Here is a 25,934-nt window from a genome sequence, read left to right on the forward strand (position 1 = left end):
CCTCACAGCGCCGCTCCCGCGACCGATGGCCGGTCCTCGGCGAGCACGCCGTCGCGGATGCGGACCGTACGCGCTCCCCTGGCCGCCACCTCCGGATCGTGGGTGATCACCAGGACGGTCATGCCGTCCGCGTGCAGTTCGTCGAGGAGCTCCAGCACCGTTCCCGCGTTCTCCGAGTCGAGATTGCCCGTCGGTTCGTCGCACAGCAGCAGCGAGGGGCGGGTCACCAGGGCCCGGGCGATGGCGACCCGCTGCCGTTCGCCGCCGGAGAGCCGGGTGGGCAGGGCGTCGACGCGGTGCCCGAGGCCGACCCGCAGGAGGGCTTCGCGGGCGCGCGGTGCGCGTTCCCGGCGGGGGAAGCCGTTGTAGAGCATCGCGAGGGCCACGTTCTCCAGGGCGGAGCGGTGGGAGAGGAGGTGGAAGGACTGGAAGACGAATCCGATGCGGCGGCCCCGCAGCGCCGCCCGGCCGCTGTCGGCGAGCGCCCCGGTGTCCACCCCGTCCAGCAGGTACGTGCCGGTCGTGGGGGCGTCGAGCAGCCCGGCGATGTTGAGGAAGGTGGACTTGCCCGATCCGGAGGGCCCGACGACGGTGACGAACTCGCCGCGGCGCACCACCAGATCGCAGCCGGTGAGCGCGGCGACGGGCGGCGGGCCCGGGTAGGCGAGCCCGACGCCCCGGAACTCGATGACCGCCTCGCCGGGTCCGCCGGTACGGTCCTGCGGCCCCGGGCCGACAGCCGCCCCTGCCGGCTCCTCCCCCGCCGGGGTCACGGCGTCTTCCCTCCGCCGCCCCCGCTCAGGCCCGGGTTGACCCCGGTGACGACGTTGTCCCCTTCGGAGAGCGCCCCGGCCCCGGTCGGCTTCACCTCCACGTAGCCGTCGCCCGTCGTGCCCGCCTGGACCTCCACCTGCCGCCGCTTGCCCGCGGAGTCGACGACGGACACGCTGGTGCGCCCGTCGGCGCCCGCCGAGACCGCGCTCACCGGGACGACCAGCGCGTCACCGGAGGTCGCGGCCGCCTCCACGGTCAGCCGTACGTCCTGTCCCGCGAGCGCGGGGTCCAGCGGGCTGTCGGGCTCCACGACCATGGCGTAGCCCGGGGCTCCCGGCGGGGCCTGCTGCTGGCCGTCCCCGGTCCCGCCCTGCGGCTGCGCGGCCGGGGCCGCGGCCGTGTCGGCCACCGAGGCGACCTTGGCCGTGGCCGTCACCCCGCTGACCTCGGACCTGATCTCCACGCGCTGGCCCGCCCGGACCAAGCCCTTCTGGTGTTCCTGCAGTTGGCCCCGGACCACCAGCGCCCCGGCGGACAGCGTCAGCGCGGGACCGGTGGCCACGGAGCCGACCCTGGTGTTGACCGTGGTGATCCGCGCGGGGAATCCCTCCAGGAACACGACCTCGCCGGCCGGGAGCATCGGACCCGCGACCTCCTGCGCCTCGGTGAGCTTGCGCCGCGCCTTGGCCAGGTCCTCCTCGGCCCGGCGCACGGCGCGCGAGGAACCCGGGTTCGAAGCGGCTTCCACGGCAGGGGAGTTCGCCGTCGAGCCGGCGGCGCCGCCCTTCGCCCCGCCGGCACCGCCGGCACCGCCTGCCCCGCCGTCCCCGGCTCCCGCCCCGGCCCGTACGTCCTCCAGCGCCCGCCGGGCCGCGGTCACCGCCTCCTCCGCGGCCTCCACCGCCTCTCCGCCGTCGGCGAGCGCGGGCAGCGCGTCGTAGCCGATCGAACGGTAGAAGGCGGCGAGTGCCGTTTTGGTGCCGGCCCCGAAGGTCCCGGCCTTGTCGGCGCCCGTCGGGTGTCCCCGCCCGGCCAGCGCCTGCTGGAGCTGTCTGACGTCCTCCCCGGTGGCCCCCGGCTTGAGGTCCCGGTACACGGGCAGCTTGCCCGGCAGGACGAACACCGGCCGCCCCGACACCTCCAGCAGCACCCGCCCCGCGTCCACCGCGCTCCCGGCGGTGGCCGCCACCTTGGTGACCACCGGCGCCGCCGCGCCCTCGGCCCGCGCGGTCGGCGTGACCTGCACGGTCTGGGTGGCGGTCGCGGTGCCGCGCAGGACGACGGTGTCGCGCAGCACCCGCTTCTCGACCCGGGCCACCAGGACGTCCATCGGGGGCGGCCCCGCGTCGGCCGCCACCTGCGCGGGGGACTTGATCACCGCCGAGGCGCCGACTCCGGCGCCCGCGAGCAGGACCGCCCCGCCGGCCACCGCGAAGACCCACTTACGGTGCTTCGCGCTCATCCACCCACCACGCCCGAGGACGAACCCGCCGGGGCCTTCTCCGCGCACTTGAGGAGGGCGGCAGCCGCCTTCGGGTCCGTCTTGAGCCCGGCGTCGACCCCGGAGTCACCCGTGACCGGGTCGGGGTCGGGGAAGTCCCGGGCCCCGTTCGCGCGCATGCACGCGGTGAACTCCTTCGCCTTCGCGAGCGTCGCCGCGTCCGCCTGGGGCTGCACCCGCTTGGCCGCGCAGGCCGTCTCGGCCGCCCGCACCTTGGCGGGGTCGGCCTTGGCCGGGTCCACGACCTGTATCCCCGAGGGGGTGTCCTTCATCGGCAGCCCCTGGTCCTTCAGGCAGGCGAAGAACGCCGCCAGCTTGGGATCGGCGGCGTCCTTGCCGGTCGGAGCCGGCGAGGTGGCCGTCGGCGTACCCGTACCGGTGGCTCCGGACGGGGCGGCGCCCCCGGCGTCCGGCTCTCCCCCCGAGCAGCCGGACACCAGGAGCACCACCGACATCAGGGACGCCAGGGACAACAGCACCGGCGCGGAAGCGGACCGGACGCGTGGAGATGACACAGGAATCGACCCCTTCGTACGCTCCCGCCGCGAGCCGGCTCCGGAGCGGGCGCCGTACGGCAACAGGGCGCCTCCGCCTACACCGTAGGAGTCACCCACCCCAGACGTAACTGGCCCGAAGGCTAGTTGTCGCCCCGGCCCGGACCCCGTTGACTCAGCCCGGTCCGATGGGCCCATCACCTGCCGGATCCGGTGTCTGCAGGCACTCGCCCGGTACCGACGCTGTCAACGTCCACGCTCCCCACGGAAAGGCACAGCCATGCGCTCTCGCATCGTCATGCGCGCCGCCGTCACAGCAGCGCTCGCCCTGTCCGCCGTAGGCCTCTCGCTCGGCTCGGCCTCCGCCGCCGAGAAGGACGGCTGGATCACGTCCGGCGAGTTCGGCCTCTTCTGCTTCCAGAACCAGGGCAACTCCGTGTTCGACCTCGTCCTCGACGACGTCAACTTCGCGGACGACTACTTCAAGGGCTCGCAGTCCTGCGCGGGTCACACCACCAACGACTGGACGGAGTCCTACCGCAACCTGGACTCGTTCACCTGGGACGTCTACACCGACTGGAACCGCGGCGGCTCCCACGGGACCCTCCCCGCGGGCTACGCGGGCAACGCCAGCGCCACCTTCAAGAACCGCATCTCCTCGGCGTACTGGGTCCGCTGACACCACGTCACTCATGCGCAGCACAAGCGCCGCTCCGCCCGCAACCATCGGGCGGAGCGGCGCGCCCACATCTTCTCATCTCCCTCCGGAGCCCACATGCCCTTCTCCCGCCGCTTGCTGCGACCTCTCGGCGTCGCCTTGTTGCCCCTGGCCCTCGCGGGGTGCGGCGGCTCGGACCCGGACGGCGGTCCGTCCGCCGAGGAGCCCCCGACCGGCGCCGCGCCGACCCTGCTGGCCAGCGCGGACCTGCGCTTCCCGCTCGACGCGTACGTACCGACCGGGGAGCAGAACTCCCAGCTGACGAAGGCCCAGGACAAGCTGGTCGACCAGTGCATGCAGCGCTACGGGTTCCGGTACGAGTCCCCGCGCGCCGGGTCCGCGGCGCAGCCGCGCGACGAGAGCAGGCGCTACGGGCTCTCCGACGCCTCGGTAGCCACCCGCTACGGCTACAACAACCCGGTGCTGGAGAACCGTCCGCCCAAGCCGGTGGCGAAGCAGCTCGGGCCGAACGAGAAGCTCTTCCTGCACGGTGAGGAGCAGGTGGATCCCGCGAAACCCATCCCCATGAGCCAGGAGGAATCCGAGAAATCCGGGCTGGGCTCGCTGACCGTCGACGGAAAGAAGGTTCCGTCGGGCGGCTGCCTGCGGGAATCCTTCCTCAAGCTCTACTCCCCGGTGAAGAACTCCGTGGACATCATGGTCCCGCAGAACTTCGGATTCGACGCCTACGGGCGCTCCCGGCAGGACAGCCGGGTGGAAAAGGCGATCAAGGAATGGTCTGCCTGCATGGCGGAAAAAGGTTTCTCGACCGACAATCCGGTCAGCCCCGAACTGGGATTCAACGACGCCACCCTGGGATCTCCGCAGGCGGTCACCGCCGCGCAGCAGGACGTGGCCTGCAAGCAGCGCACCAACCTGGTGGGCATATGGTTCACGGTCGAAGTCGCCTACCAGAAACGGCTGATCGAGCAGAACGCCGAGGTACTGGCCCTGGCCAAGACGCAGTTGGAGGAGCGGATGCGGCTCGCCGCCCAGCTCACCTCCGCCTGATCCACGACACGCTGCGAACGACTCGGCTCTGACATGACGAAACACCGCTCCACCCGCCGCCGGCCCGCACGGCTGGTCCTGCCGCTCGTGCTCTGCTCGGGGGCCGCCGTCGCGGCGGCCATGGCGGGGATCCTGCCCCAGGCCTCCGCACCCCGCGCGGACCTCTCCGCCCCGCAGCCCCCGCCGTCCGGGCGGACGGCCGCGCTCGACCCCGTGCCCGTACCCACACCCACGCCCTCGCCCACGTCCGTACCGGCGCCCACGCCCACGCCTCCCCCGTCGCCGACGCCCACCCCGAGCCCCCCGGCCGTCCCGGAGACGGGGCCCGGCACCTTCCGGGCCTCCACCGTCTCCGGCCCCCGCCACGGCTCCGGACCGGTACGGCGCTACCGCGTCGAGGCCGAGGACGGCTCGGGCATCGATCCGGACGAGGCCGCCCGCGCGGTCGACGCCGTGCTCGGCGACCCGCGCGGCTGGACCCGCGACCCGCGGTACGCGTTCCGGCTGACCGGGTCCGGCCCGGTGGAGTTCACGGTGCGCATCGCCACCCCGGCCACCACGGACCGGCTCTGCCAGGTGGTGACCCCGGAGCTGAAGGGGGAGGCGAACTGCCGCAGCGGGCACCAGGTGATCGTCAACCTGCGGCGCTGGCAGCTCGGTTCGCCCCAGTTCGACGGCTCGCCCGCCGAGTACCGGGCGCTGATCATCAACCACGAGGTGGGCCACGAACTGGGCCGCGGCCACGAGACCTGCCCCGGCCCGGGCCTGCCCGCGCCGGCGATGATGCAGCAGCTCAAAGGGCTGCTGGGGTGCCGGTCCAACGCCTGGCCGTTCGACTCGCGCGGGAATTACGCGAGGGGACCGCTCGTCCCTTGATCGGCCACACACACCGGATCATCACAGTTCTGACCGAAACCAGCCATTCCCCCCTCCAGCACTGCAGTTACAATGAAAAATCGATCGAAACATCCCGGGGGGGATCATGGAAATCGACAACGGCATGACCATCAGTCTGCCAGGCACGTTCCAGTCCGGTCCGGAGTCCGGCAGCGACTGCGGACCGCGGGAAGAAATTCAGCTCACACGCCAAGAGTCGGTCGTATTCATCAATTTATGCACGGGTGCGAGCAACTCGGAGCTGGCGAAGAAGCTCACGCTGTCCGTCGGCACCGTCAAATTCCACGTGTCCAACATCCGCGAGAAGCTGGGCGGGCTCAGCCGCCTCCAGGTCTGTCTGCTGTCCGCCCTCACCCAGACGGAATCCGCCGAGCTCAGCGCCGGCGGTGGAGCAGTCTGCCGCCGATGACCGTGGCCACACAGGTCGTCGGGCCCTCCACCAGCAGTTCCACCGGACCGGCCACCGCGAACACCGCGAACCGCGCCGGGGCGCCCGGCTCCAGGACGCCGTGGAAGGCCTGCCCGGCCGCGGTCCGGCCGGCGAGCGGGTCCAGGGAGGCCGGACCCTCGTAGGGAGCGGGCGGGACGACGGTCAGCCCGGAGCGGACCACGGCCGTACGGACGGCCGGGCTGGTGAAGCGGCCCGCCACCGCGACCACCCCGCGGGCGAGCAGCTTCTGCGTACCGCGCCGCGCGCTGTTTCCCCAGCGCGGCTCCGTCATCTTCAGGTCCGCCAACGCCGCCGCGCCGCTGATCGGTTCGGCCCCGAGCTCGGTGATCTCGTACGGGTCGTCCGGATAGTACGTGCGCTCCAGCAGCTCGTCGCCGCCGCGCACCAGCAGCCCCGGGGTCAGCACCCCGGGCCAGCTGCGGGCGCGCGCGTGCGGATAGGCCGCGGCGAGCTCCTCGTACGGGCCCACCCGGGCGATGCGGTCGCCCTCGACCAGGACCGCGCCGCCGGGCAGCGGCGCCGGTCCCGGGCCGGGTCCGGCGGCGAGCCCCGTGACGAGGAGTTCGGCGGTGTGGATCGTCAGCACGGGCGCTCAGTTCGAGGAGATGAGCTTCAGCTCGGGGTGGGCCGTACCGCCCTCGATGGCGGTGGAGGAGATGTGCGAGACCACGCGGTCGTCGACCGGGTCGTTCGCCGGGTCCTCGTGCACGAGGAGGTGCTCGTACGTCGTGGCGCGCTGCGCCGGGACGCGGCCCGCCTTGCGGATGAGGTCGATGATCTCCATGCGGTTGGAGCGGTGCTTGGCACCGGCCGAGGAGACCACGTTCTCCTCCAGCATGATCGAACCGAGGTCGTCGGCGCCGTAGTGCAGGGAGAGCTGGCCCGCCTCCTTGCCGACGGTGAGCCAGGAGCCCTGGATGTGGGCGATGTTGTCGAGGAAGAGCCGCGCGATGGCGATCATGCGCAGGTACTCGAAGACGGTCGCCTGGGTGCGGCCCTTGAGGTGGTTGTTCTCGGGCTGGTAGGTGTACGGGATGAAGGCGCGGAAGCCGCCCGTACGGTCCTGGGTGTCCCGGATCATCGCGATGTGCTCGATGCGCTCGGCGTTGGTCTCGCCGGTGCCCATCAGCATGGTGGAGGTGGACTCCACGCCCAGCTTGTGGGCGATCTCCATGATCTCCAGCCAGCGCTCGCCGGACTCCTTGAGCGGGGCGATCGCCTTGCGCGGCCGCTCCGGGAGCAGCTCGGCGCCGGCGCCCGCGAAGGAGTCGAGACCGGCGGCGTGGATGCGCTGGATGGCCTCCTCCGCAGACACCTTGGAGATGCGGGCCATGTGCTCGACCTCGGACGCGCCGAGGGAGTGGATGACCAGCTGCGGGAAGGCCTGCTTGATGGCGGAGAAGTGGTGTTCGTAGTACTCGACGCCGTAGTCCGGGTGGTGGCCGCCCTGGAACATGATCTGCGTGCCGCCCAGCTCGACGGTCTCCGCGCAGCGGCGCAGGATGTCGTCGAGGTCGCGGGACCAGCCCTTCTTCGCGTCCTTGGGGGCCGCGTAGAAGGCGCAGAACTTGCACGCCGTCACGCACACGTTGGTGTAGTTGATGTTGCGCTCGATGATGTACGTCGCGATGTGCTCGGTACCGGCGTAGCGCAGCCGGCGGGCCGCGTCGGCGGCCTGTCCCAGCGCGTGCAGGGGCGCGTGACGGTAGAGGTCGAGCGCCTCTTCCTTGGTGATCCGGCCCCCAGCGGCGGCTCGGTCGAGGACTGACTGGAGAGCGGCCTGGTCGGTCACCGGTGCGTCACCTTTCGGCTGTGTCGTTCGGCTGGCGCCCGGCTGCGGTCGAAATTCCCGGACCGATCCAGCCTACGCCAGCCCCTCCGGCTCCCGGTCTGGCCCCCTGCGGGATGTCCCGAAGAGTGCGGATCCCGGACCCGGCCCGGGAACCCGCCTCACGGGACCCACCTCACGGGACCCACCTCACGGGACCGGCTCACCTGCTTACCTGCTCGCCTGCTCGCCTGCTCGCCTGCTCGCCTGCTCACGGAACCGGGCCGGCGCCCAGGACGGGGCCCAGCCCCAAGTCGGGCCCCAGCCCCAGGCCCGCGTAGATCACGCCCGCGAGGGCTCCGGCGGCCATGAACGGGCCGAAGGCGATCGAGCTCCCGCGCTCCACCCGGCGCAGGGCGAGCCGGGCGTACCCGTGCACGGTGGCCGCGAGGAACGCGGCGAAGGTGCCCGCGATCAGCTCGAACCACCCGTACCAGCCCAGGACCTGCCCCACGGTCAGGGCCAGGGTGACGTCGCCGAACCCCATGCCGGGCGGGTGGATCACATGCAGGACGAGGTACACGGTCCAGAGGGCGAGTCCCCCCAGCAGAGCGCGCGTCCAGGATCCGCCGGCGCCCGCGAACAGGGCGGCCACGCCGAGTGCGGCCGCGGTGGTGGCGGCCAGCGGCAGGGTCAGTACGTCGGGCAGCCGGTGCACGGCCTGGTCGACGAAGCAGAGCAGGACGGTGATCGGCGCCAGCAGCAGCCAGGCGGCCAGTTCGGGCCGCGCCCCGACCCCGGCCCCGAGCGCGAGGCAGACGAGGGTGGTGGCCAGCACCGCTCCGGCAGCGGGGGCGTAACCACCGCGCCACCGGCCAGCGGGCACGCACCGGGGGCACACCGCGCGGCCCAGCCAGCCTCGGGCGGGGCCGGTCAGCGGGTGGCCGGCCGGGCAGGCCGAGCGCCAGGGCAGGCCCGCCTCGACGGAGAGGCGGTAGGCGGCCCGGGGCAGGAAGAGACCGGCCGCCGCGCCCCAGAGCGTGACCCCGGCCACGAACAGCGTGATGCCCACGTCAGCCCGCCACCGCTGCCCGGCGGCCCGGAGCGGCTGCCCGTAACCGGATCCTCATCCCACGCCCCCGCCCCAGCCCCGCGCCCCATGACTTGGCGACGCACGCTAGCAGCGGCCACGGCCCCCCTCAAGGCCTGTGGATGCGCCACCGGGCACCCCCAGGGGGTGTCTTGCCGATCAGGCCGGGCCCGCGGGTTCGAACCCGGCCAGCATCTGCTCCAGCGCCTGCTGGTCCGGGCCCACGAAGGGGTCGAGGCCCGGGGCGAGGCCCACGGTGTCGAGCATCCGGGCGATGAGTGCGACCCCGGCGGCCGGCGGCAGGTGGGTGGAGAGCACGAGCTCGGGGTCCATCTCCCGGAGCGGCCGGACCGTGGCGAGGAACTTCTCCCGGTCGGCGACGGTCACCCAGGGGCTGTCCAGCGAGGCCCAGAACAGCTGGGCGGCCCGCAGGTCCTCGGGCCCCACCGCCCCGGCCTCGCCGCCGGCCGCGAGGTCGCCGTCGGGGAGGGGGGCGCCGAAGCAGTCGGAGCTGAAGCAGGCCCGCGACCGGTCGTCGTAGAAGCCCACGGTCGCGGGGTTGTCGAAGAGGGGCGGCCGGAAGGCGGTGAGGGAGCGGTCGCCGACGTCGAGCCGCTGGCCGGGGTTGAGGAAGTAGACCCGGTCCATCGGCAGCGGGCGCTCCGTGGTCATCTCGCCGGCGCCGAGGAAGGTGGTCACCACGCGGGCCTCGGGGGCGGCCTCCAGCAGGGCGAAGATCCCGCCGGTGTGGTCCCGGTCCGGGTGCGTCAGCCAGATCCACCGCACGTCGGCGGGGTCGACGGCCTCGGACAGGGTCTTCAGGAAGTCACGGTCGGGCAGGCCGAGGCCGGTGTCGACCACCACGGGCTCACGGGCGTGCAGGACGAAGGCGTTGACCGGGATGAAGCCGACCCCGGGCGCTTCCAGGGCGTCCCCGAGGACCGTGATGTCCCGGCCGAGTGTGCGTGTGGTCATGGCGGAGCTCCGATGGCCCCCTGGATGAGCACGCTCGCGACCGCCCGGGCTCCCCCCGGCCCGCCCTCCCTCTCATCGTGTCCCCGCAAGGCCCCGTACGCACGCCCGCGCGGGCGAGGTGAAAGGACAACGCATTCCCGGTGAACGGCGGGCATTCGCCTTTCCGCCCCTTATACCCGGGCGGAAAGAAGCGGAAGGCGAATACCCCCATAAACCTTGCTAATGACCCGGCACGGCCACCGGCAGGAGCTCCACGTTCACATCGGGCGCATAGCCCGTCGTGAGTCCCGTCCGCCGCGCGAATTCGCGTACGCCGGCCAGTTGGTCGGGGCCGAAGCGGAAGTCGAGCGTCGTGAAGTAGCGCTCCAGGAGTTCCGCGTCGAAGGCCTCCCAGCGGGCCGCCTGCTCGGCGACCTTGCCGACCTCCTCCAGGGAGACGTCACGGGAGGCGAGGAAGGCCTCGTGGACCTTCCGCACCACCTCCGGCTCACGCTCCAGGTACTCCTTGCGGGCGGCCCAGACGGCGAAGACGAACGGCAGTCCGGTCCACTCCTTCCACATCGCCCCCAGGTCGTGGACGGTGAGCCCGAGCCGGGGCGCGTCGTGCAGCGAGGCGCGCAGCGCGGCGTCGCCGATCAGCACCGCCGCGTCCGCCTCCTGCATCATCAGCCCCAGGTCGGGCGGGCAGGTGTAGTAGTCGGGCCGTACGTCGTACTTCTCCGCGAGCAGCAGCTGGGCCAGGCGCACGGACGTTCTCGACGTGGATCCCAGAGCGACGCGGGCGCCGTCCAGCTGGTCCAGGGGGACCTGCGAGACGATCACGCAGGACATGACGGGACCGTCGCAGCCGACCGCGAGGTCGGGGAAGGCGACGAGCTCGTCCGCGTTGCGGAGGAACTCCACGAGGGTGATGGGACCGATGTCCAAGCCGCCCTGGACGAGGCTCGCGCTGAGCTTCTCCGGAGTGTCCTTGGTCAGCTCCAGGTCCAGCAGCGTGCCGGTTCTGGCCAGCCCCCAGTAGAGGGGCAGGCAGTTCAGGAACTGAATGTGGCCGACACGGGGCCGGCTGCGATAGGCGTCCACATCGCGAGACTAGCCCCCGTGTCTCCGTCAGCCGTCTGGCGGGTCTCAAACGTCCGAGTGACGTGATCTTTCCCTCTGGTCTCGGCCGGGATGTGCGTGCTAGGCTCGACGCAAGTTGCAGTTTGGTTTCCCTTGCAGTACGAGGCCTGCGGAGAATGTGACCCGCAGGCTTTTGTAGTTTTCAGACTTCTTAGCAGGTTCTGGAGCAGGGCGACCCTTTGGCCCATAGGAGGGCTCATGGCTACCGGAACCGTCAAGTGGTTCAACGCTGAAAAGGGCTTCGGCTTCATCGCCCAGGACGGCGGCGGCCCGGATGTCTTCGTCCACTACTCCGCGATCAACGCCGCCGGCTTCCGCTCCCTTGAGGAGAACCAGCTGGTGAACTTCGACGTCACCCAGGGCCCGAAGGGCCCGCAGGCGGAGAACGTCACCCCGGCCTAGTCGCCTGGGCCAACCAATCGCGGTTGGATATGCAGTACCCAAGGAGCCCTGTCTTCTCTGCGCGAGCAGAGTCGACGGGGCTCCTGCCTTTTCCCTGGCCGGGTCGTCGGACCGGACCAGCGGCGCAGCGCCCCCGGCACCCTTCGACGGTGCCGGGGGCGCTGCGCCGTATCCGACCGTGACATATCCGGCAGCACGGAGCGAAACGGCCCCCTCTCCTCCTCTCCTAGGCCCCCTAGGGTCATACCTAGGACTCCTAGGTATAAGTTGTGGGGACTGAGCAACGGGAGGGGCACATGGTGCGGATGGGGTTGACAGCCGAGCGGGTCACCGTGGTGGGGGCCGAGGTGGCGGATGACGTGGGGCTGCACCGGGTGACCATGGCGCAGGTCGCGCGGCGGCTCGGGGTGCAGGACGCGAGCCTCTACGCGCACGTCCGCAGCCTGGAGGACCTCCGCGGGCGGATCGCGCTGCTGGCGGCGGACGAGAAGACGCTGCTCATCGCGGAGGCGACCGCCGGGCTCGCGGGACGGGACGCGCTCGTCGCGTACGCCAACGCCTGGCGGGAGTACGCCCACCGGTTCCCCGGCCGCTACGCGGCGACGCAGGCCCCGATCAAGATCGACCCCGAGCTGGCCGCGAAGGCCCCCGGGCCGCGCCGCGCGGTCGCGCTGACCTACGGCATGCTGCGCGGCTACGGACTGGCGGAGCCCGATCTGACCGACGCGGCCCGGCTGCTGCGCAGCACGTTCCACGGGTTCGTCGCCCTGGAGGCCTCGGGCGGTTTCGCCCACGCGCGGACGCCGCAGGCTTCCTGGCTCTGGTCCCTCGACTCCCTGGACCTCCTGCTGAAGCACCGCGCCGCTCCCCGCAGGGGAGCCTCCGCGTGAGCGCCCCGACCACCGGCAGCCTGCGCGTGCCCGGCGCGACCCTGTACTACGAGGTGCGCGGCCGGGGCCCGCTCCTGCTGCTGATCCCCGGCGGGACCGGTGGGGCGGCCGCCTTCGACGGCGTCGCCGACGCGCTGGCGGCCGAGTACACCGTCGCGTCCTACGATCCGCGCGGCATGTCCCGCAGCCCGCTGGACGAACCGGAGGCCGTGCAGAGCGTGGCCGAGCACGCCGAGGACGCGCTGCGGCTGCTGGACCTGCTGTCGCCGGACGAGCCCGCCCGGGTGTTCGGCTCCAGCTCGGGCGCGATCGCGGCGCTCCACCTGCTGACGACCCGGCCCGAACGCCTCGTACGCCTCGTCGCGCACGAGCCCCCGGTGGTGGAGGTGCTGCCGGACGCTTCCGCGCACCGCGCGTTGCTCGTACGCGTACGGGACACCCTGGACGCGGAGGGGCTCATGCCGGCGATGGCCGTGTTCGCGGCGGGGCTGCGGAAGGACGGCGACGCGCCTGCTCCGGGCCCTGCCCGGGCCCCGGCCCCTGCCCCGACGGCCCTTCCGCCGCACGCGGCGGCCCGGGCCGAGCGGACGATGGCCGACCTGCCGTACTTCCTCGGGCGGATCGTGCCGGGCTTCATGGCGTACTCCCCCGACCTCCGGCGGCTGGAGGCGGTCTCGGACCGGCTCGTGCTCGCCGGCGGCCGGGACTCGCGGGGCGAGCTCCCCTACCGGCCGGCCGCGTTCCTCGCCGAGCGGTTCGGCAGGGAGCTGCTGCACTTCCCCGGCGGGCACACCGGCCTGACCACGCACCCCGCCGAGTTCGGCGGGGCGCTGGGGCAGGCCTTCGGGGACCAGGTCGAGACGGACTAGCTCTTGCCGGTCGGCTGGTCGGTCGCCGGGGGCTCGGTGACCGGGGGCTCGGTGACGGTGATCTCCAGGAAGAGCACCACCTGGTCCGAGATCCGCACGCGGAGCGTGTAGGTGCCCGCGGCGACGCCGGTGGTGGACAGTTCCGGCAGGTCGATCTTGCCGTCGGCCGCCGTCGCCGGGAGCGCCAGCTCCGTCAGCTTCTTGCCGTCCTTGTCCAGGAAGTACGGGGTCTCCCCCGCCTTGGCCGGGTCCGCGGGGACCCACTTCCCGTCCTTGTCCTTGGTGCCGAGCCCGGCCGTGGCCTTGGCCTCGGCGACCGGCTTGTCCTTCGCCGTCGCCAGGAACTGCACGCCCTTGATCGCGGTTCCGGCTTCCGCGGTGAGCGCCTTGCCGGCGTTCGCGTCGCTGCGGACGAGCTTGTCCGCCTCCGGGACGGGTACCGGCTTGGCCGGGGTGACCTTGGCGCCGAACCGCACGGAGACCTCGGCCGAAGCGGCGTAGGCCGTGGCGCGCAGGGTGAAGGTGCCCGCCTTGAGGCCGGCCTTCAGCTTCGGGACCCTGACCAGGCCCTTGGCGTTGGTGCGCAGGACCGCGAAGTCCTTGCCGTCGGCCGCGAAGACGGTGCGGCCGGTGGTGTCGTCGTCGACCGAGAACACGATCGCCTGGTCGACGGCCGGCATGCCGTCGGTCAGCACGGCCTTGATGAGCGGGAGGCGCTCGAACTCGGTCCCGGCCTCGGCCGTGACCTCGGCGGTGCCGATCCGGACCAGCTTGCCCAGGGTCGGCTTCGGGGTGGGGGTCGGCGTGGGAGTCGGCGGCTTCGGGGTCGGCGTCGGCGTCGGGGTCGGCGCGGGTGCCGGCGCGGGCGGCGGCGCGGGCAGGGTCGGCGGGTTCGGCGTCGGGTAGTTGCCGGACGGCGGGTTCGGTACCGGGGTCGCGCCCTGACCGGCCTGGTACTGGCGCATGTAGCCGAGCACCGTGTTCACGTACTCGCGCGACCTGTTGTAGCTGAGGATCGCCTTGTCGAGGTCGCCCGCGTCGGAGAGGTTGCGCTGGCCCGCGCAGAGGTAGAGGCCGGCGCCCAGTGCGGCGTCGTAGATGTTGTTCGGGTCGCGCTTGCCGTCGGCGTTGCCGTCGGCGCCCCAGGTCGACCAGGTGGAGGGGATGAACTGCATCGGGCCGACCGCGCGGTCGTACTCGGCGTCCGCGTCCCACTCGCCCTTGTCGGTGTCCTTGATCTCGGCGAAGCCGTTGCCGTCCAGGCGCGGCCCGCGGATCGCCTTCTCGGTGTACCCGTCCGCCTTGAGCCCGTAGCCGGAGGCGTGCACGGACTCCACCCTGCCTATGCCCGCGAGCAGTTGCCAGGGCAGGTGGCAGCCGGGAAGCGCGGCGGCCACCGAGATCCCGGCGCGCTTGTAGGCGTCGAGGGCGGTCGCGGGTATGCCGGCGGTGGCCCCGTCCGGGCTGGCGGCGCCGGGGGGCGCCGGCGGCGGGTCGGCGACCAGGTCCGGGAGCTCCAGCCGGGCGTCACCGCGATCGGTGGCCTGGGGGCTGTCGGGGGTCGGCTCGGCTTCCCCCGCACCCGCGATCGGTGTGTTGGTCACGACCGCGGCGGTGGTCAGGCTGGCCGCGAGGGCGGCCGTGCACATGACCTTGCGCGAGGTGTTGACGAGGTGACGGTGAAGTGGCTTCACAGTGCGGCGATCCCCCCAGAGCGGGGGCCGGTCCGGCCCCCGTAAAACGTAAAAAAAGTCATATAACGCTCCGCACGCCCCGAAACATCCTCGCGCGGACGGCCGATCGGGCCGTTGAGGTTAACTGTCTATCAGTTCTTCGCGCGCGACTCACCGCCGCCCCGGGAGATGTGCCCCACCCTTCGCCGGGCCTTCACAGGACCTTTCACGGGAGCTCGCCCGGAACCGGACAAAGGACTTAAGTCCCCGCCCGATTCGTACCAATGACACCTACTTGAGTGCTCTACGGTCTTTATCCTTGGGGAATGGCAAGCAGCAAGAAGGACCAGCGGCGCGCGGCCCGCGACCGGATGCGCGAGGAGCGCGAGGCCCTGGCCCGACGCGAGAAGCTGCGCGGGCGCGTGCTGATCGGTGGCGCGCTGGTCGCCGTACTGGCCCTCGCGGTCGGCATCGGCATGTACGCGGCGAACTCCTCCGGCTCCGCGGACTCCGCCGACGAGGGGGCCGGCAAGCCCTTCGTCCAGCCGGCCAACACCACCGGCAAGGACGGGATCGTGATCCCGTACGGCAAGGCCGACGCGAAGAACGTCCTCTCCGTCTGGCTCGACCCCCGCTGCCCCTACTGCGCGGGCGTCGAGACCGGCCTCGGCACGACCATCAAGGAGCAGGCGGACGCGGGCACGTACCGCGTCGAGTACCACTTCGCCACGTTTCTGGACAAGGCGCTGGGCGGCGGCAAGGGCTCCAAGCGGGCGGTCAACGCGCTGGGCGCTGCGGTGAACGAGGGCCCGGAGAAGTTCATGGAGTACCTCCAGGTGCTCTACAAGAACCACCCGGAGAAGGAATCGGACGACAAGTTCGGCTCCACCGCCACCCTGCTGGAGCTCGCGGAGCAGGTCCCGGGCCTGCGGACGCCCGCCTTCAACCAGGCGGTCAAGGAACTCACCTACATGCCGTGGGTCGAGAAGGTCGGCCAGGCCTTCTACGACCAGGACATGCAGGGCACCCCGGACGTCTCCATCAACGGCAAGAAGCTCACGGTGAACTCGGGGCAGGGCATCGACTCGATCACCCCGGACGCCTTCAAGAAGCTGATCTCCGAGAACCTGAAGTAGCCGGACGGCGGCCGGCGGTCAGGCCGGCTCCGCCGCTCCGGCCGCCGCCACCCGCGGCCCGGCGCCCTCTTGGGCGAAACGGCCGTGCGCGCTGCTGCGTGGAAGTACGTTCAGATGCAGCTCGTCATGGGTCCTGGACGAGGGATGCGGGAACACGGGGGTGGGTGCGAGGTGCTGGCCGAATCATTGGCGGCGTTGGCCGCGGCGGGAGGCGCCGCGGTCGTACAGGCCGCGACGACGGACGCGTGGACGGAAGTCCGCGACCGGGTCGCGCGGTGGTTCGGCCGGGGCGACGGTGAGCTGGAGCGGGTCCAGCTGGAACGCCTGGACCGGAGCGCGGCCGAACTCGTGGCCGCCGGCGGGTCGGATCAGGAACAGGAGCAGGCCCTCCAGGCGAGGGTGTGGCGGACCCGTATCGAAGACCTCCTGGAGAGCCTGGACGACGACGCGGAGCGGGAGCAGGCGGCCACCGAGCTGTGCGCCCTGCTGGAGGACACTTCAGCAGCCGGCGGGGTCTCGGCCGGAACCGGCGGCGTGGCCGCAGGACGGGACGTCAGCGTGAAGGCCGAGGGCGGCTCGATCGCGGCGGCCGTCCTGCACGGAGGCGCGCACATCGGCCCCCCTCCGGTGCCGGATCCGTCCCGGGGCTGACCGGACCGGCGTTCCCAAGCCTCCCCACGCCACCGGTCGGTGGCGTGCAGGTCCACGCCGCGCAGGGAAGCATGGCTGCGTACCGCGTCGACCACATCACCTACCAGGCCGCTCCCCGGCATGCCGTCTCCTGGCCGCACCAGGTCGGGGTGATCCCCCGCCGGGCCGGTTCGTTCCAGGACCGGGCCGAGGTGCATCACCTGCGCTCCGCCGTGGAGGGCGGGGGCGCGGCGGTCCCCTGCCAGGTCCTGGCCGGGATGGGCGGGGTGGGCAAGACCCAGCTCGCGGCCGACCACGCCCGCCACGTCTGGGCCGACGGACAGGTCGACCTGCTGGTCTGGATCACCGCCGCCACCCGCCAGGCCGTCATCGACGCCTACGCCCAGGCGGCCGCCGACATCCTGCACACGGACCCCGCCGACCCGGAGCGGGCCGCGCGGGCGTTCCTGGCCTGGCTCGAACCCAAGCCCGTACCCGGCCCCCGCTGGCTGATCGTCCTGGACGACGTCGCCGACCCGGGCGACCTGCGCGACCTGTGGCCACCGGCCCATCCACACGGCCGGACCCTGGTCACCACCCGCCGCCGCGACGCCGCCCTCGCCACGCACGGCCGTCTGGTCCCGGTGGGCCTGTTCACCCCGGCCGAGGCCACCGCCCACCTCCAGCAGGCCCTGGCCGCCCAGGGCCGCCGCGAACCCGAAGCGAACCTCGCCGCCCTGGCCCACGACCTCGGTCACCTGCCGCTCGCCCTGTCCCAGGCCGCCGCCTACCTCACCGACACCCACATCACGGTCGCCCGCTACCGGGCCCGCCTCGCCGACCGCGCGCGCCGCCTGGCCGACCTGCTCCCCGAGCCCGGCGCCCTGCCCGATGACCAGCCGACCCCCGCGGCGGCCGCCTGGTCCCTGTCCGTGGACCGCGCGGACGAACTCCGCCCGGCCGGACTGGCCCGCCCCATGCTCGAATTCGCCGCGATGCTCGACCCGAACGGGATCCCGCACCGGGTCCTGACCTGCGATCTGGTCCTCAGGTGCCTCACGGTCCAACGATCCCTCCGCAACAGCCACGGCCCCGCCCAGGAACTCCCCGCGGGCACCGAGGAGGAGGCGGTCACCGAGGAGGAGGCGGTCGACGCCCTGCGGGCCCTGCACCGGCTGAGCCTGATCGACCACTCCCCCGCCGAAGCCCACCAGGCCGTACGCGTCCACCAGCTCGTCCAGCGGACCGTCCGCGACCCCCTCGACCCCGACCACCGGGTCCTGCTCGCGCACATCGCCGCGCAGGCCCTGACCGACACCTGGCCCGACACCGAGCTCGACGCCGGCCTGGCCAGCGCCCTGCGCGCCAACACCACCGCCTTGATGGCGTGCGCCGGAAGCGCCCTGTACCAGCCCGTCGTCAACCCGGTGTTGTACCGCCTCGGTGAAAGCCTCGGAGAGTCCGGGCAAGTGGCCGCGACCATCCGCCACTTCCAGCACCTCACGGACACATCCACCCGCCTCGTGGGCCCGGACGACCCCGGCACGCTCGCCTGCCGGTCCTACCTCGCCACGTGGCGCGGGGAAGCGGGGGACACCGCCGGGGCCGCGGAGGCGGCCGCCCTCCTGCTGGAGGACGAGCTGAGGGTTCTCGGCCCCGACCACCCCAACACCCTCGCCACCCGTTCCAGCCTCGCCGGTCTTCAGGGAAGGGCGGGGGATCCGGGCGGAGCCGCGGCCGCGTTCGGCGCCCTGTTGAAGGACCAATTGCGGGCCTTGGGCCCGGACCACGCCTCCACCCTCGCCGGCCGGAGCAACCTTGCCCAGTGGCTCGGCGAGGCCGGGGACGCGACCAGGGCCGCGGCCGCGTTCGCCGACCTCGTGCAGGACTACCTGCGGGTACGGGGCCCGGACCACCGCGGCACCCTCACCATCCGGAGCAACTGGGCGAGCTGGCACGGTCACGCGGGTGATCCGGCGGGAGCGGCGGCCGCATTCGCCGACTTGCTGGAGGACCGCCTGCGGGTACTGGGCCCGGACCACCCCGACACCCTCTCCACCCGGCACAACCTGGCCAACTGGCACGGGGAGGCAGGCAATCCGAGCGGGGCCGCCACCACACTCGCCGTCCTACTGGAGGACTACCTGCGGGTACTGGGCCCGGACCACCCGCACACGCTCACCACCCGGGCCCAACTCGCCGAATGGCAGGGGGTGGCAGGGGATCCGGGTGGGGCCGCCGAGGCAACCGCGGCACTCCTGGAAGACCAGCTGCGCATATTGAGCCCGGACCACCCGGAAACCCTCACCACCCGGCTCCAACTCGCCTGCTGGCAGTTGACGGCGGGGGATACGGAAGCGGCCGTCAAGGCGACCATGGCACTCCTGAGGGACCAGCTGCGCGTACTGGGGCCGGACCACCCCGACACCCTCGCGGTCCAGGCCCTGGTCGCCGACTGGCGTCGTGCGGCGGGGGTTGCGACCGGGGAGCTCTGAGGGTCGCCCGCACAAGGCGGACACCGTCCCGGTGTTGCGCGGGCATCGGCCGCGACTGCGCTCCCCGCCCTCACAAGCACGCCCACACCGTCTTCCCCGGCCCGCCCTGCGCCCTCGGCGTGACGCCCCACTCCCGCGCCAGGGCCCGTACGAGCACCAGCCCGCGCCCGCCCTCCGCCGACCAGGGGTCCACCGCCGCCTCCCCCTCGGGCGGCAGCCGGTCCCCCCGGGCGTCGCTCACCTCGATCCGGACCCGCAGCCCGTCGTAGCCGAGCCGCACCTCGAAGTCCCGGCCGGACACCCGCCCGTGCAGCACGGCGTTCGCGGCCAGCTCCCCCACCACCAGCTCCGCGTCCTCGGCGAGGCCGCAGCCGTGCGGGATCCCCCAGGCGGCGAGCTGCACCCCGGCCAGCCGCCGGGCGAGCCGGGCCCCGCGCGGGGTGGCGGAAAGGCGCTGCCGGAACTCCGCCGGTGCCATGTCACTCAATTCGGTCGTCACCTCACCGAGCGTGGCCGGTCCGCCGTACGCTTTCCAGCAACGGCGGCGCTACGGGGAACCCCCGTAGGACCGGCGGCGGTTGCGTGTACGGCCCGTACGGACGAGGGCGGATCAGCCTATGAACGACCTGTCGGAGCGCGAGGAAGAGCCGGAACGACCCGTGGAGGTCGACGGCACCGCGTACCTCTTCAAGGCGCTCGGCAAAATCATCAAGGTGCTGCGGGAACGGGCGGGCCTCCAGCAGAAGGAGCTCGCGGCGCTCGTACACGTGGGAGAGGACCTGGTGTCCTCCATCGAGCGGGGCGTACGGACACCCCAGCCGGACTTCCTGAAGAACGTCGACAAGGCGCTCGGCGCCGAGGGCGTCCTGCTCGCCGCCATCCCGGACGTGACGGAGGCGTTGAAGCGGGCGCGGACCCGGCATCCGGACTGGTTCCGGAAGTTCGCGGACGCGGAGGCGGGGTCAGTGGCGCTGCACTACTACGCCGCTCAGGCCATACCCGGACTGCTCCAGACCGAGGCATACGCGCGGGCCGTATTCCGGCATCGCCGGCCGGTACTGGACGAGGGAACCATCGAGAAGCGGGTGTCAGACCGACTAGCCCGACAGGCAATCCTTGAACAGTGGCCTGCCCCCACGTTCAGCTTCGTCCTTGAACACTCCATCCTGCTCCGCCTCACGGGCGGACCGGAGGTCCGGCGGGAGCAACTGCAGCGCCTCCTCCAGATCGGCCGGCTCCGCACCGTGCACCTCCAGGTGATGCCGACCGAATTGGACGAACACCCGGGCCTGGAAGGTGCGTTCACCCTTCTCCGACCCAAAGGACGCAACGAGGTTGCCTACACGGAGACCTACGGCCACGCGAACCTCATCACGGACCCCGAACGGGTGCGGATCTACACCGAGCGCTATGGGATCATCCGGGCACAGGCACTCACGCCACACGAGTCACTGGCCCTGATCGAGAAGTTGCTGGGAGAACTATGAACACCACACACCTGGCCTGGTTCAAAAGCAGCTACAGCGGCGGCGAGGGTGGCGAGTGCCTCGAAGTCGCCTTCGACTGGCGGAAGTCGAGCTACAGCAGCGGCGAAGGCGGCCAGTGCGTCGAGATCGCCGCGTGCGCGGACTCCGTCCACATCCGGGACTCCAAGGTGACGGCCGGCCCCCAACTCGCCGTCGCCCCCGGCGCCTGGGCCGCGTTCCTCGGCGGGGTCACGGTAGGGGCATAGGACCAGGGGGCCACCGCACACGCGTGGCCCCCTCGCCTTCCGCTTCCCGCTCAGGCCAGCAGGGCCTTGACCGCCGCGATCACCGGAACTCCCGCTTCCCCGACGAGTGTCGCAATTCCGGAGAACGTCCCGAGGATTCTCCTGAATCTCGCCTCGGGGGGATTGGTCTGGAGCTCTTCCACCGCAGCGTCGATTTCCGCCCGGTCCATGTCGTCCAGGTGCTGCCTCATCGCCTGGACTTCCTCGATGAGCTTTTCCACCTCCGAAGCCTCCGGCGGATTTCCGCCGACGTATTTGCCTCCGGCCACGATGTCTCCGGAGCCCGAATGCTTGGCGCTTCCGATGGCCCCGGCACCGGTCACCCTGTACTGATCGCCGGCCATCATCGGCCACCTCCCCTGATGTCTCCCGCACCGCTGTGCTGGGCCTGGCCGATGGCCCCGGCTCCGTAGACCTTGAACTGGTCTCCCATCACCGCTTCCTTGATGTTGATGGTCACCGGGGCGGCGTCCGGCCGGCCGATGGCCTTGGTGATCTCGTATACGAGGTTCTCGATCTCGGCGCGGTCCAGTGACCACACGGCGTCGCGCTGGGTGCCGGAGGTGTTGAGGACGAGGCCGTACACCGGGGGCGTACCGATCACCTTCACGAGCTGCCAGATCAGCAGCCCGAAGACGGCGACCGCGATGACCCCGGCGACGTTCCCGAAGATGGCCACCGCGATGGCGCCGATGACGATGCAGAGCGCCGCCCGGCCGATGAACCTGCGCCAGGCCGCACCCTTGTCCACCTCCAATACACGCTGCCCCACGTGGGAGATGTTGTGCAACGGATAAGCCTCACCGTCGACCCACAGCACGCCCTCTTGCACACGGACTTGGACCGTCGAATTGTTAACCGCCATTTCGCGCCCCCCTGGCTCTTTTTGGCGTTGACGGCACGAAGTGTAGAGCGGGTAAGACCGGTCAAGTAGGGATTGGACCATTTCGACGTAGTCATGATCCATTCCGGATTCCGCTTGACATTCCCGGCGGCGGAATCACTGCTCCCCCGGGCGATTCCGGTCGTCGCGCACGGCCGCCTCCCGGCAAGCGCGCGTGCGCCATGCTGCCGGTACCGGATCTGGCCGCAGCCCCCGTACCGGCCCACCCGAGGATGCGCGGATGGGGGCCAGTGACGGGCTGCTGATCCTGGGGCTGGTCGCGGGAGGCGTGCGTGTGGTGCGGCGGCGCGAGGACCAGGGAATGCGCCGTGCACCCGCACGGCCACGCCGGCCACGCCGGCCACGCCGCAGGCCCGGGCGGCCACGCGGGGTCAGCCGCGCGGTCGTACGGCAGGCCCATCGGCTCCGGGAAAGCGCGGCGCAGCTCCGCGAGGACCACCGCCGTGCGACGGCAGCGGTGGTGGAGGCCCGGCGCCCGCTCCACGACGCGCAGGTGTACGGATCCCCTAGTCGGGCGGCCGCCGCCGAGGAGTGCGCCGAGGGCGTCGTACGCCTCGACGCGGAACACCCGGGACCGGACACCATCGCTCTGCTGCGTGCACTGCACGTCCTCGTGGTCGCGGGGCCACAGGCGCGCAGAGCGGTCGAGCGGGCCCGGGCCCTCGGCTACCGCCTCACACCCGAGCTGATCGCCACCGCCGCACCCAGCAGTCGGCCGGACCCGCTCAGCCGAGGCCCTGCTCCTGCGCGCAGGCGGTGTCGAAGGCCGTCAGCCCGAGCGTGCCGTGGATTTCCTGGTACTCGGCGACGATCCTCCAGCCGCGCTGCTCCAGGAGCACCCTGGACTCGTACACCTTGCCCTTCTTGTCCTTCTTCTGCGTCTTCTTCCCGGCGTCCTTCCAGTCGCGCCTGCCCAGCTCGCGCACCGTGTCATCGAAGCGGGCCAGGTCGGCCGGAATGGCCTCGGTGAAGAACCCCCTGAAGGAGACGACGCACAACCCGGAAGCACTCTCCTCGCCCACCTTGCGCCAATCCGGGTCGGTCGCCGGCGCGCCCGCAGCCGCCGCCGAGGTGTCGATGTCCGTCTGCACGACCTCCCGCGCGAGCGGCCCGGTGCCCTCCGGCCGGGGTGACACCGGGCCGGACTTGGCCCCCGCCCCCGTACCGCTGCCGCAGCCCGCGGCTCCGAGCGCGATGACCGCTGTCACCACAACTGCCCACTTCGTCCTGATCATGGCCCCGCCCCCAGGTCAGGGGGTCGTTCGCCCCCGTGTTCGAGGGAGGGAGTCTGCCACGGTGCACCGGTGGAGCCGCCCCCGGCCCCTCCGGCAGGAGCCGGGTCAGCCGTACAGTTCCTCGATCTCGCGCGCGTACCGCTCCGCGACCGCCCGGCGGCGGAGCTTCAGGGTCGGGGTGAGGGTGCCCGCCTCGACGGTGAACTCCTCGGGCAGGACCCTGAAGGCGCGGACGCGGGCCGGGCGGGAGACCGTGGCGTTGGCCGCCTCGACCGCTCCCGCGACGAGGGCCCGTACGGCCGGGTGGTCACCGGGGGCGGCGGGGTCCAGGGTCACCGACTCGCGGGCCGCCCAGGCGGCGATCTCCTCCGCGTCCAGGGTGATCAGGGCCACCGGGTGGGGGCGGCGGTCGCCGATCATGACCGCGCGCGAGACGTAGCGGGAGCGCTGGACGGCGAACTCCAGCTCGGTGGGGGTGATGTTCTTGCCCGCCGAGGTGATGATCAGCTCCTTCTTGCGGCCGGTGATGTGGAGGTAGCCGTCCGCGTCGACCTCCCCCAGGTCACCGGTGTGCAGCCAGCCCTCCCCGTCCAGCGCCTCCGCCGTCGCGGTGCCGTTGGCGTGGTACCCCGGGAAAATCATCGGGCCCCGGGCCAGCACCTCCCCGTCCCCCGCGATGCGGACCTCGCAGCCGGCGATCGGTCGGCCCACCGATCCGTAGCGGAGCCCGTCCGGGTGGTTGAGGCTGATGACCCCGCCCGACTCCGTCATGCCGTACCCCTCGAAGACCGCGATCCCGCAGGCCCGCAGGAAGTCGAGGGTGGCCGGGGCGATCGGGGCCCCGCCCGTCAGCGCCCATTTCAGGCGGCCCCCGAAGGCGCCCCTGACCAGGGAGTACAGGGACTTGTCGGCGGCCTCGTACGCCTCACGGTCCTCGGCCGGCAGTCGGCCCTCCGCGGCCAGCACCCCGAGCCGGACCGCCTCCGCGAAGCGGGCGCCGCCGCCCTCCTGGGACTCCGCGAGGGAGAGCACCACGGAGTGCAGCTTCTCGAACAACCGCGGTACGGACGGCAGATGGGTCGGCCGGGCCTCGGCGAGCTCGCCGATGACGTCCTCGATGCGGCCGCCGAAGTAGCAGAGCTCCCCGCCCTCCAGGAGGGTGGTGAACTGGATCAGCTGGGCCAGCAGGTGGGCGAGCGGCAGGTAGAGGTACGTGGAGTCCCCCGGGCCGCCCTTGACGAGCGGGAGGGTGGCGTCCTGGATCGCGCCGAGGTTGGCGTGCGTGAGGCGGCAGCCCTTGGGCAGGCCGGTGGTGCCCGAGGTGTAGACGATGGAGGCGTCGGCCGCGGGGTCCACCGCCGCGGCCCGGGCCAGCAGCTCGGCTTCCGGCGCCGGGCCCGGGAGGGCGCGCAGCCCGTCCATCTCCACCACCGCGCGCAGCGCGGGGAGCTGCGCACGCAGCGCCTCCACCCGGGCGGCCTGCGCGGCGTCGTCGCAGACGACCATCACGGCGGCGGAGTCCGACAGCACCCAGGCGAGCTCCTCCTCCCCGGCCGTCGGGTACACCGGCACGAGGACGGCTCCCGCGGCCAGGACCCCGAAGTGGGTGTACGTCCACTCCGGCCGGGTCTCCGCGAGCACCGCGACGCGCTCGCCGGGGGCGACCCCGAGGCCGAGCAGAGCGCGCCCGGACTCCCTTACACGGGCGCGGAGTTGACCGTAGGAGACCGTGCTCCAGCCGCTGGATGCTCCCTCCCCGCCCTTGTGGCGCAGCGCCGTCTCGGCCGCGTACCGCTCGCCCGTCCACTCCGTGAACAGCGCCAGCGTGCGCGGCCGCACGGCTCCGTCCGTCTCGCTCACCGGTTCCATCGGGCTCCTCGAACTCATCGGGGTCGCCTCCCCCTCGGGTCGTACCGATGACGCTAGGCACCGGGGTGGCGTCCGCGGCATGACCGGAAGCGTCACCCCCGCTGACCTCAGCGCTCATTGCGGCTACCGTCGGACCCATGGGGAGGCGGACGGTCACCGTGCACCACGTGCGTGCCGTGCTCGCGGGGGCGCGCGGCAGCGGGCTCGACACCGTGCCGCTGCTCCAGGAGGCGCAGATTCCGCCTCTGCTGCTGGGCGACGACCGGGCGCGGGTCACGCCCGCGCAGTTCGCGCGGCTGTTCCGGGCGCTGTACCGGACGACGCAGGACGAGTTCCTGGGCCTGTCCACCGTCCCCAGCCGGCCCGGGACCTTCGCGATGATGTGCAGGGCCGCCCTGGGCTGCCGCGACCTCGGCGCGGCGGTGGAGCGCTCCGCCACCTTCTACGGACTGTTCCCGGGCGGGCCGGAGCTGGCGCTCGAAGTGGACGGCGGGCAGGCGTGGTTCGCGGTGCGCAACGATTTCGCGCGGGACGAGGAGCGCTTCCTCACCGAGTGCGTGCTCGCCATCTGGCACCGGCTGAGCAGCTGGCTGATCGGCCGGCGCATCCCGCTGGCCCACGCCTCCTTCGCGTATCCGGCGCCGCCGCACGCGCAGGAGTACGAGCTGCTCTTCGACTGCCCGGTCCGCTTCGGCGAGGCGCGCACGGGCGCGGCCGTGGCCTTCGACGCGCACTGGCTGACGGCGCCGCTCATCCGCGACGAGGCCGCGCTCGACGCGATGCTGCGGCGGGCCCCCTTCGACCTCCTGTCCCGGCCGGCGTACGGGACCACGGTCGCGGAGCAGGTCCGCCGGACCCTGACCCAGGCCCTGCGCGGATCGCCGCGGCTTCCCGAACTGGGCGAGGTGGCCGGGCGGTTGGCGGTGTCACCGGCGACGCTGCGGCGGCGGCTGCAGCAGGAGGGCACGTCCTTCCAGCAACTGAAGGACCACGTACGGCGCGATGCGGCGATAGCCGGCCTGGCGGAGAGCGGCGAACCCATCGCGGAACTGGCGGCCCGGCTGGGCTTCTCGGAGGACACCGCCTTCCACCGGGCCTTCCGCCGCTGGACGGGCACGACGCCGGGGGCGTACCGGATCGCGTCGGGGGCCGAGAGCCCGGGCTCCCCATCGGGGCCCGAGGCCCCGGGCTCCTCGTACAACCATCGGGCGGGGTGAGCGGTCTCTTCACCGGTCGGTCCAGGGACCGACCACCGACCG

General features: G+C 72.4%; 27 protein-coding genes. 13 read left to right on the forward strand and 14 right to left on the reverse strand.

Annotated features, from left to right (window positions below):
* Positions 1-2: 2 nt before the first annotated feature.
* The 3 genes from OHA37_RS15735 to OHA37_RS15745 all read right to left on the reverse strand — a co-directional run bounded on the left by OHA37_RS15735 (position 3) and on the right by OHA37_RS15745 (position 2,790).
* Positions 3-689: an ABC transporter ATP-binding protein gene (locus tag OHA37_RS15735; protein ID WP_266912822.1), complete on the reverse strand. Its 687-nt coding sequence runs from the start codon at positions 687-689 to the stop codon at positions 3-5.
* Between the two features lie 80 nt (positions 690-769).
* Positions 770-2,236 (reverse strand): peptidoglycan-binding protein, encoded by a 1,467-nt coding sequence (locus OHA37_RS15740; RefSeq protein WP_266905669.1) that lies wholly within the window; start codon positions 2,234-2,236, stop codon positions 770-772.
* Positions 2,233-2,790 (reverse strand): hypothetical protein, encoded by a 558-nt coding sequence (locus OHA37_RS15745; protein WP_266905671.1) that lies wholly within the window; start codon positions 2,788-2,790, stop codon positions 2,233-2,235. Before OHA37_RS15745 ends, OHA37_RS15740 begins: the two co-directional genes overlap by 4 nt.
* A 259-nt stretch (positions 2,791-3,049) precedes the next feature.
* On the opposite strand from OHA37_RS15745, the gene OHA37_RS15750 reads away from it, so the two are divergent.
* The 4 genes from OHA37_RS15750 (at position 3,050) to OHA37_RS15765 (ending at position 5,804) form a co-directional block, all read left to right on the forward strand.
* A complete protein-coding gene (locus tag OHA37_RS15750) occupies positions 3,050-3,448 on the forward strand; it encodes a hypothetical protein (protein ID WP_266905673.1) in 399 nt (132 codons plus the stop codon).
* A gap of 96 nt (positions 3,449-3,544) precedes the next feature.
* Positions 3,545-4,498: a hypothetical protein gene (locus tag OHA37_RS15755; protein ID WP_266905675.1), complete on the forward strand. Its 954-nt coding sequence runs from the start codon at positions 3,545-3,547 to the stop codon at positions 4,496-4,498.
* Between the two features lie 33 nt (positions 4,499-4,531).
* A complete protein-coding gene (locus OHA37_RS15760; protein WP_266905677.1) occupies positions 4,532-5,374 on the forward strand; it encodes a DUF3152 domain-containing protein in 843 nt (280 codons plus the stop codon).
* 106 nt (positions 5,375-5,480) lie between these two features.
* Positions 5,481-5,804, forward strand: coding sequence for a response regulator transcription factor (locus OHA37_RS15765; protein ID WP_266905679.1), 324 nt, complete (start codon positions 5,481-5,483; stop codon positions 5,802-5,804).
* Here the strand turns inward: OHA37_RS15765 and OHA37_RS15770 are convergent.
* The 5 genes from OHA37_RS15770 to OHA37_RS15790 form a co-directional block, all read right to left on the reverse strand.
* Positions 5,770-6,432 carry an imidazolonepropionase-like domain-containing protein gene (locus OHA37_RS15770; RefSeq protein WP_266905681.1) on the reverse strand — a complete coding sequence of 221 codons (663 nt, stop codon included), beginning with the start codon at positions 6,430-6,432 and terminating at the stop codon, positions 5,770-5,772. The genes OHA37_RS15765 and OHA37_RS15770 overlap by 35 nt on opposite strands.
* A 6-nt stretch (positions 6,433-6,438) precedes the next feature.
* Positions 6,439-7,638, reverse strand: a complete 1,200-nt coding sequence (gene mqnC, locus OHA37_RS15775) for a cyclic dehypoxanthinyl futalosine synthase (protein ID WP_266905683.1) — start codon at positions 7,636-7,638, stop codon at positions 6,439-6,441.
* Between the two features lie 247 nt (positions 7,639-7,885).
* Entirely contained in the window at positions 7,886-8,686 is an 801-nt protein-coding gene (locus OHA37_RS15780; RefSeq protein WP_266905685.1) for a prepilin peptidase, read from the reverse strand.
* Between the two features lie 177 nt (positions 8,687-8,863).
* Complete coding sequence (locus OHA37_RS15785; RefSeq protein ID WP_266905687.1) at positions 8,864-9,679, reverse strand: MBL fold metallo-hydrolase; 816 nt, start codon at positions 9,677-9,679, stop codon at positions 8,864-8,866.
* 219 nt (positions 9,680-9,898) lie between these two features.
* Complete coding sequence (locus tag OHA37_RS15790) at positions 9,899-10,762, reverse strand: menaquinone biosynthetic enzyme MqnA/MqnD family protein (RefSeq protein WP_266905689.1); 864 nt, start codon at positions 10,760-10,762, stop codon at positions 9,899-9,901.
* Positions 10,763-10,999: 237 nt separating this feature from the next.
* On the opposite strand from OHA37_RS15790, the gene OHA37_RS15795 reads away from it, so the two are divergent.
* The 3 genes from OHA37_RS15795 to OHA37_RS15805 all read left to right on the forward strand — a co-directional run bounded on the left by OHA37_RS15795 (position 11,000) and on the right by OHA37_RS15805 (position 12,962).
* The gene (locus tag OHA37_RS15795; RefSeq protein WP_112451444.1) at positions 11,000-11,203 is read left to right on the forward strand and encodes a cold-shock protein; all 204 of its coding nucleotides are present in this window, start codon (positions 11,000-11,002) and stop codon (positions 11,201-11,203) included.
* Positions 11,204-11,499: 296 nt separating this feature from the next.
* Positions 11,500-12,093 (forward strand): TetR/AcrR family transcriptional regulator, encoded by a 594-nt coding sequence (locus tag OHA37_RS15800; protein ID WP_266905691.1) that lies wholly within the window; start codon positions 11,500-11,502, stop codon positions 12,091-12,093.
* Positions 12,090-12,962 (forward strand): alpha/beta hydrolase, encoded by an 873-nt coding sequence (locus OHA37_RS15805; RefSeq protein ID WP_266905693.1) that lies wholly within the window; start codon positions 12,090-12,092, stop codon positions 12,960-12,962. The genes OHA37_RS15800 and OHA37_RS15805 overlap by 4 nt, the downstream gene beginning before the upstream one ends.
* Here the strand turns inward: OHA37_RS15805 and OHA37_RS15810 are convergent.
* A complete protein-coding gene (locus OHA37_RS15810; RefSeq protein ID WP_266905695.1) occupies positions 12,959-14,656 on the reverse strand; it encodes a lytic transglycosylase domain-containing protein in 1,698 nt (565 codons plus the stop codon). The two genes, OHA37_RS15805 and OHA37_RS15810, sit on opposite strands and share 4 nt — an antisense overlap.
* A 305-nt stretch (positions 14,657-14,961) precedes the next feature.
* Here OHA37_RS15810 and OHA37_RS15815 point away from each other — a divergent pair, with 305 nt between their 5' ends.
* From OHA37_RS15815 to OHA37_RS15825, 3 genes are all read left to right on the forward strand, one after another.
* Positions 14,962-15,771: a thioredoxin domain-containing protein gene (locus OHA37_RS15815; RefSeq protein ID WP_266905697.1), complete on the forward strand. Its 810-nt coding sequence runs from the start codon at positions 14,962-14,964 to the stop codon at positions 15,769-15,771.
* A 126-nt stretch (positions 15,772-15,897) separates the two neighbouring features.
* On the forward strand, positions 15,898-16,422 hold the full coding sequence (locus OHA37_RS15820) for a hypothetical protein (protein WP_266905699.1): 525 nt from the start codon (positions 15,898-15,900) through the stop codon (positions 16,420-16,422).
* A 71-nt stretch (positions 16,423-16,493) separates the two neighbouring features.
* The gene (locus tag OHA37_RS15825; RefSeq protein WP_266905701.1) at positions 16,494-18,896 is read left to right on the forward strand and encodes a tetratricopeptide repeat protein; all 2,403 of its coding nucleotides are present in this window, start codon (positions 16,494-16,496) and stop codon (positions 18,894-18,896) included.
* A gap of 70 nt (positions 18,897-18,966) precedes the next feature.
* On the opposite strand, the gene OHA37_RS15830 is transcribed toward OHA37_RS15825, so the two are convergent.
* Positions 18,967-19,395, reverse strand: coding sequence for an ATP-binding protein (locus tag OHA37_RS15830; protein WP_443046170.1), 429 nt, complete (start codon positions 19,393-19,395; stop codon positions 18,967-18,969).
* 118 nt (positions 19,396-19,513) lie between these two features.
* On the opposite strand from OHA37_RS15830, the gene OHA37_RS15835 reads away from it, so the two are divergent.
* Both OHA37_RS15835 and OHA37_RS15840 read left to right on the forward strand, forming a co-directional pair.
* Positions 19,514-20,383: a helix-turn-helix domain-containing protein gene (locus tag OHA37_RS15835; protein ID WP_266905703.1), complete on the forward strand. Its 870-nt coding sequence runs from the start codon at positions 19,514-19,516 to the stop codon at positions 20,381-20,383.
* Entirely contained in the window at positions 20,380-20,628 is a 249-nt protein-coding gene (locus OHA37_RS15840; protein ID WP_266905705.1) for a DUF397 domain-containing protein, read from the forward strand. Before OHA37_RS15835 ends, OHA37_RS15840 begins: the two co-directional genes overlap by 4 nt.
* A gap of 50 nt (positions 20,629-20,678) precedes the next feature.
* On the opposite strand, the gene OHA37_RS15845 is transcribed toward OHA37_RS15840, so the two are convergent.
* From OHA37_RS15845 to OHA37_RS15860, 4 genes are all read right to left on the reverse strand, one after another.
* Positions 20,679-21,014: a hypothetical protein gene (locus tag OHA37_RS15845; RefSeq protein ID WP_266905707.1), complete on the reverse strand. Its 336-nt coding sequence runs from the start codon at positions 21,012-21,014 to the stop codon at positions 20,679-20,681.
* Complete coding sequence (locus OHA37_RS15850; protein WP_266905708.1) at positions 21,011-21,532, reverse strand: DUF6232 family protein; 522 nt, start codon at positions 21,530-21,532, stop codon at positions 21,011-21,013. Before OHA37_RS15850 ends, OHA37_RS15845 begins: the two co-directional genes overlap by 4 nt.
* Positions 21,533-22,296: 764 nt before the next feature.
* Positions 22,297-22,806: a hypothetical protein gene (locus OHA37_RS15855; protein ID WP_266905710.1), complete on the reverse strand. Its 510-nt coding sequence runs from the start codon at positions 22,804-22,806 to the stop codon at positions 22,297-22,299.
* 105 nt (positions 22,807-22,911) lie between these two features.
* Positions 22,912-24,693 (reverse strand): AMP-dependent synthetase/ligase, encoded by a 1,782-nt coding sequence (locus OHA37_RS15860; protein ID WP_266905712.1) that lies wholly within the window; start codon positions 24,691-24,693, stop codon positions 22,912-22,914.
* A gap of 119 nt (positions 24,694-24,812) precedes the next feature.
* Between OHA37_RS15860 and OHA37_RS15865 the strand changes: the two genes are divergently transcribed.
* A complete protein-coding gene (locus OHA37_RS15865; RefSeq protein WP_266905714.1) occupies positions 24,813-25,892 on the forward strand; it encodes an AraC family transcriptional regulator in 1,080 nt (359 codons plus the stop codon).
* Positions 25,893-25,934 lie beyond the last annotated feature (42 nt).

The sequence above is a fragment of the Streptomyces sp. NBC_00335 genome (genome assembly GCF_036127095.1).
Lineage (GTDB): Bacteria > Actinomycetota > Actinomycetes > Streptomycetales > Streptomycetaceae > Streptomyces.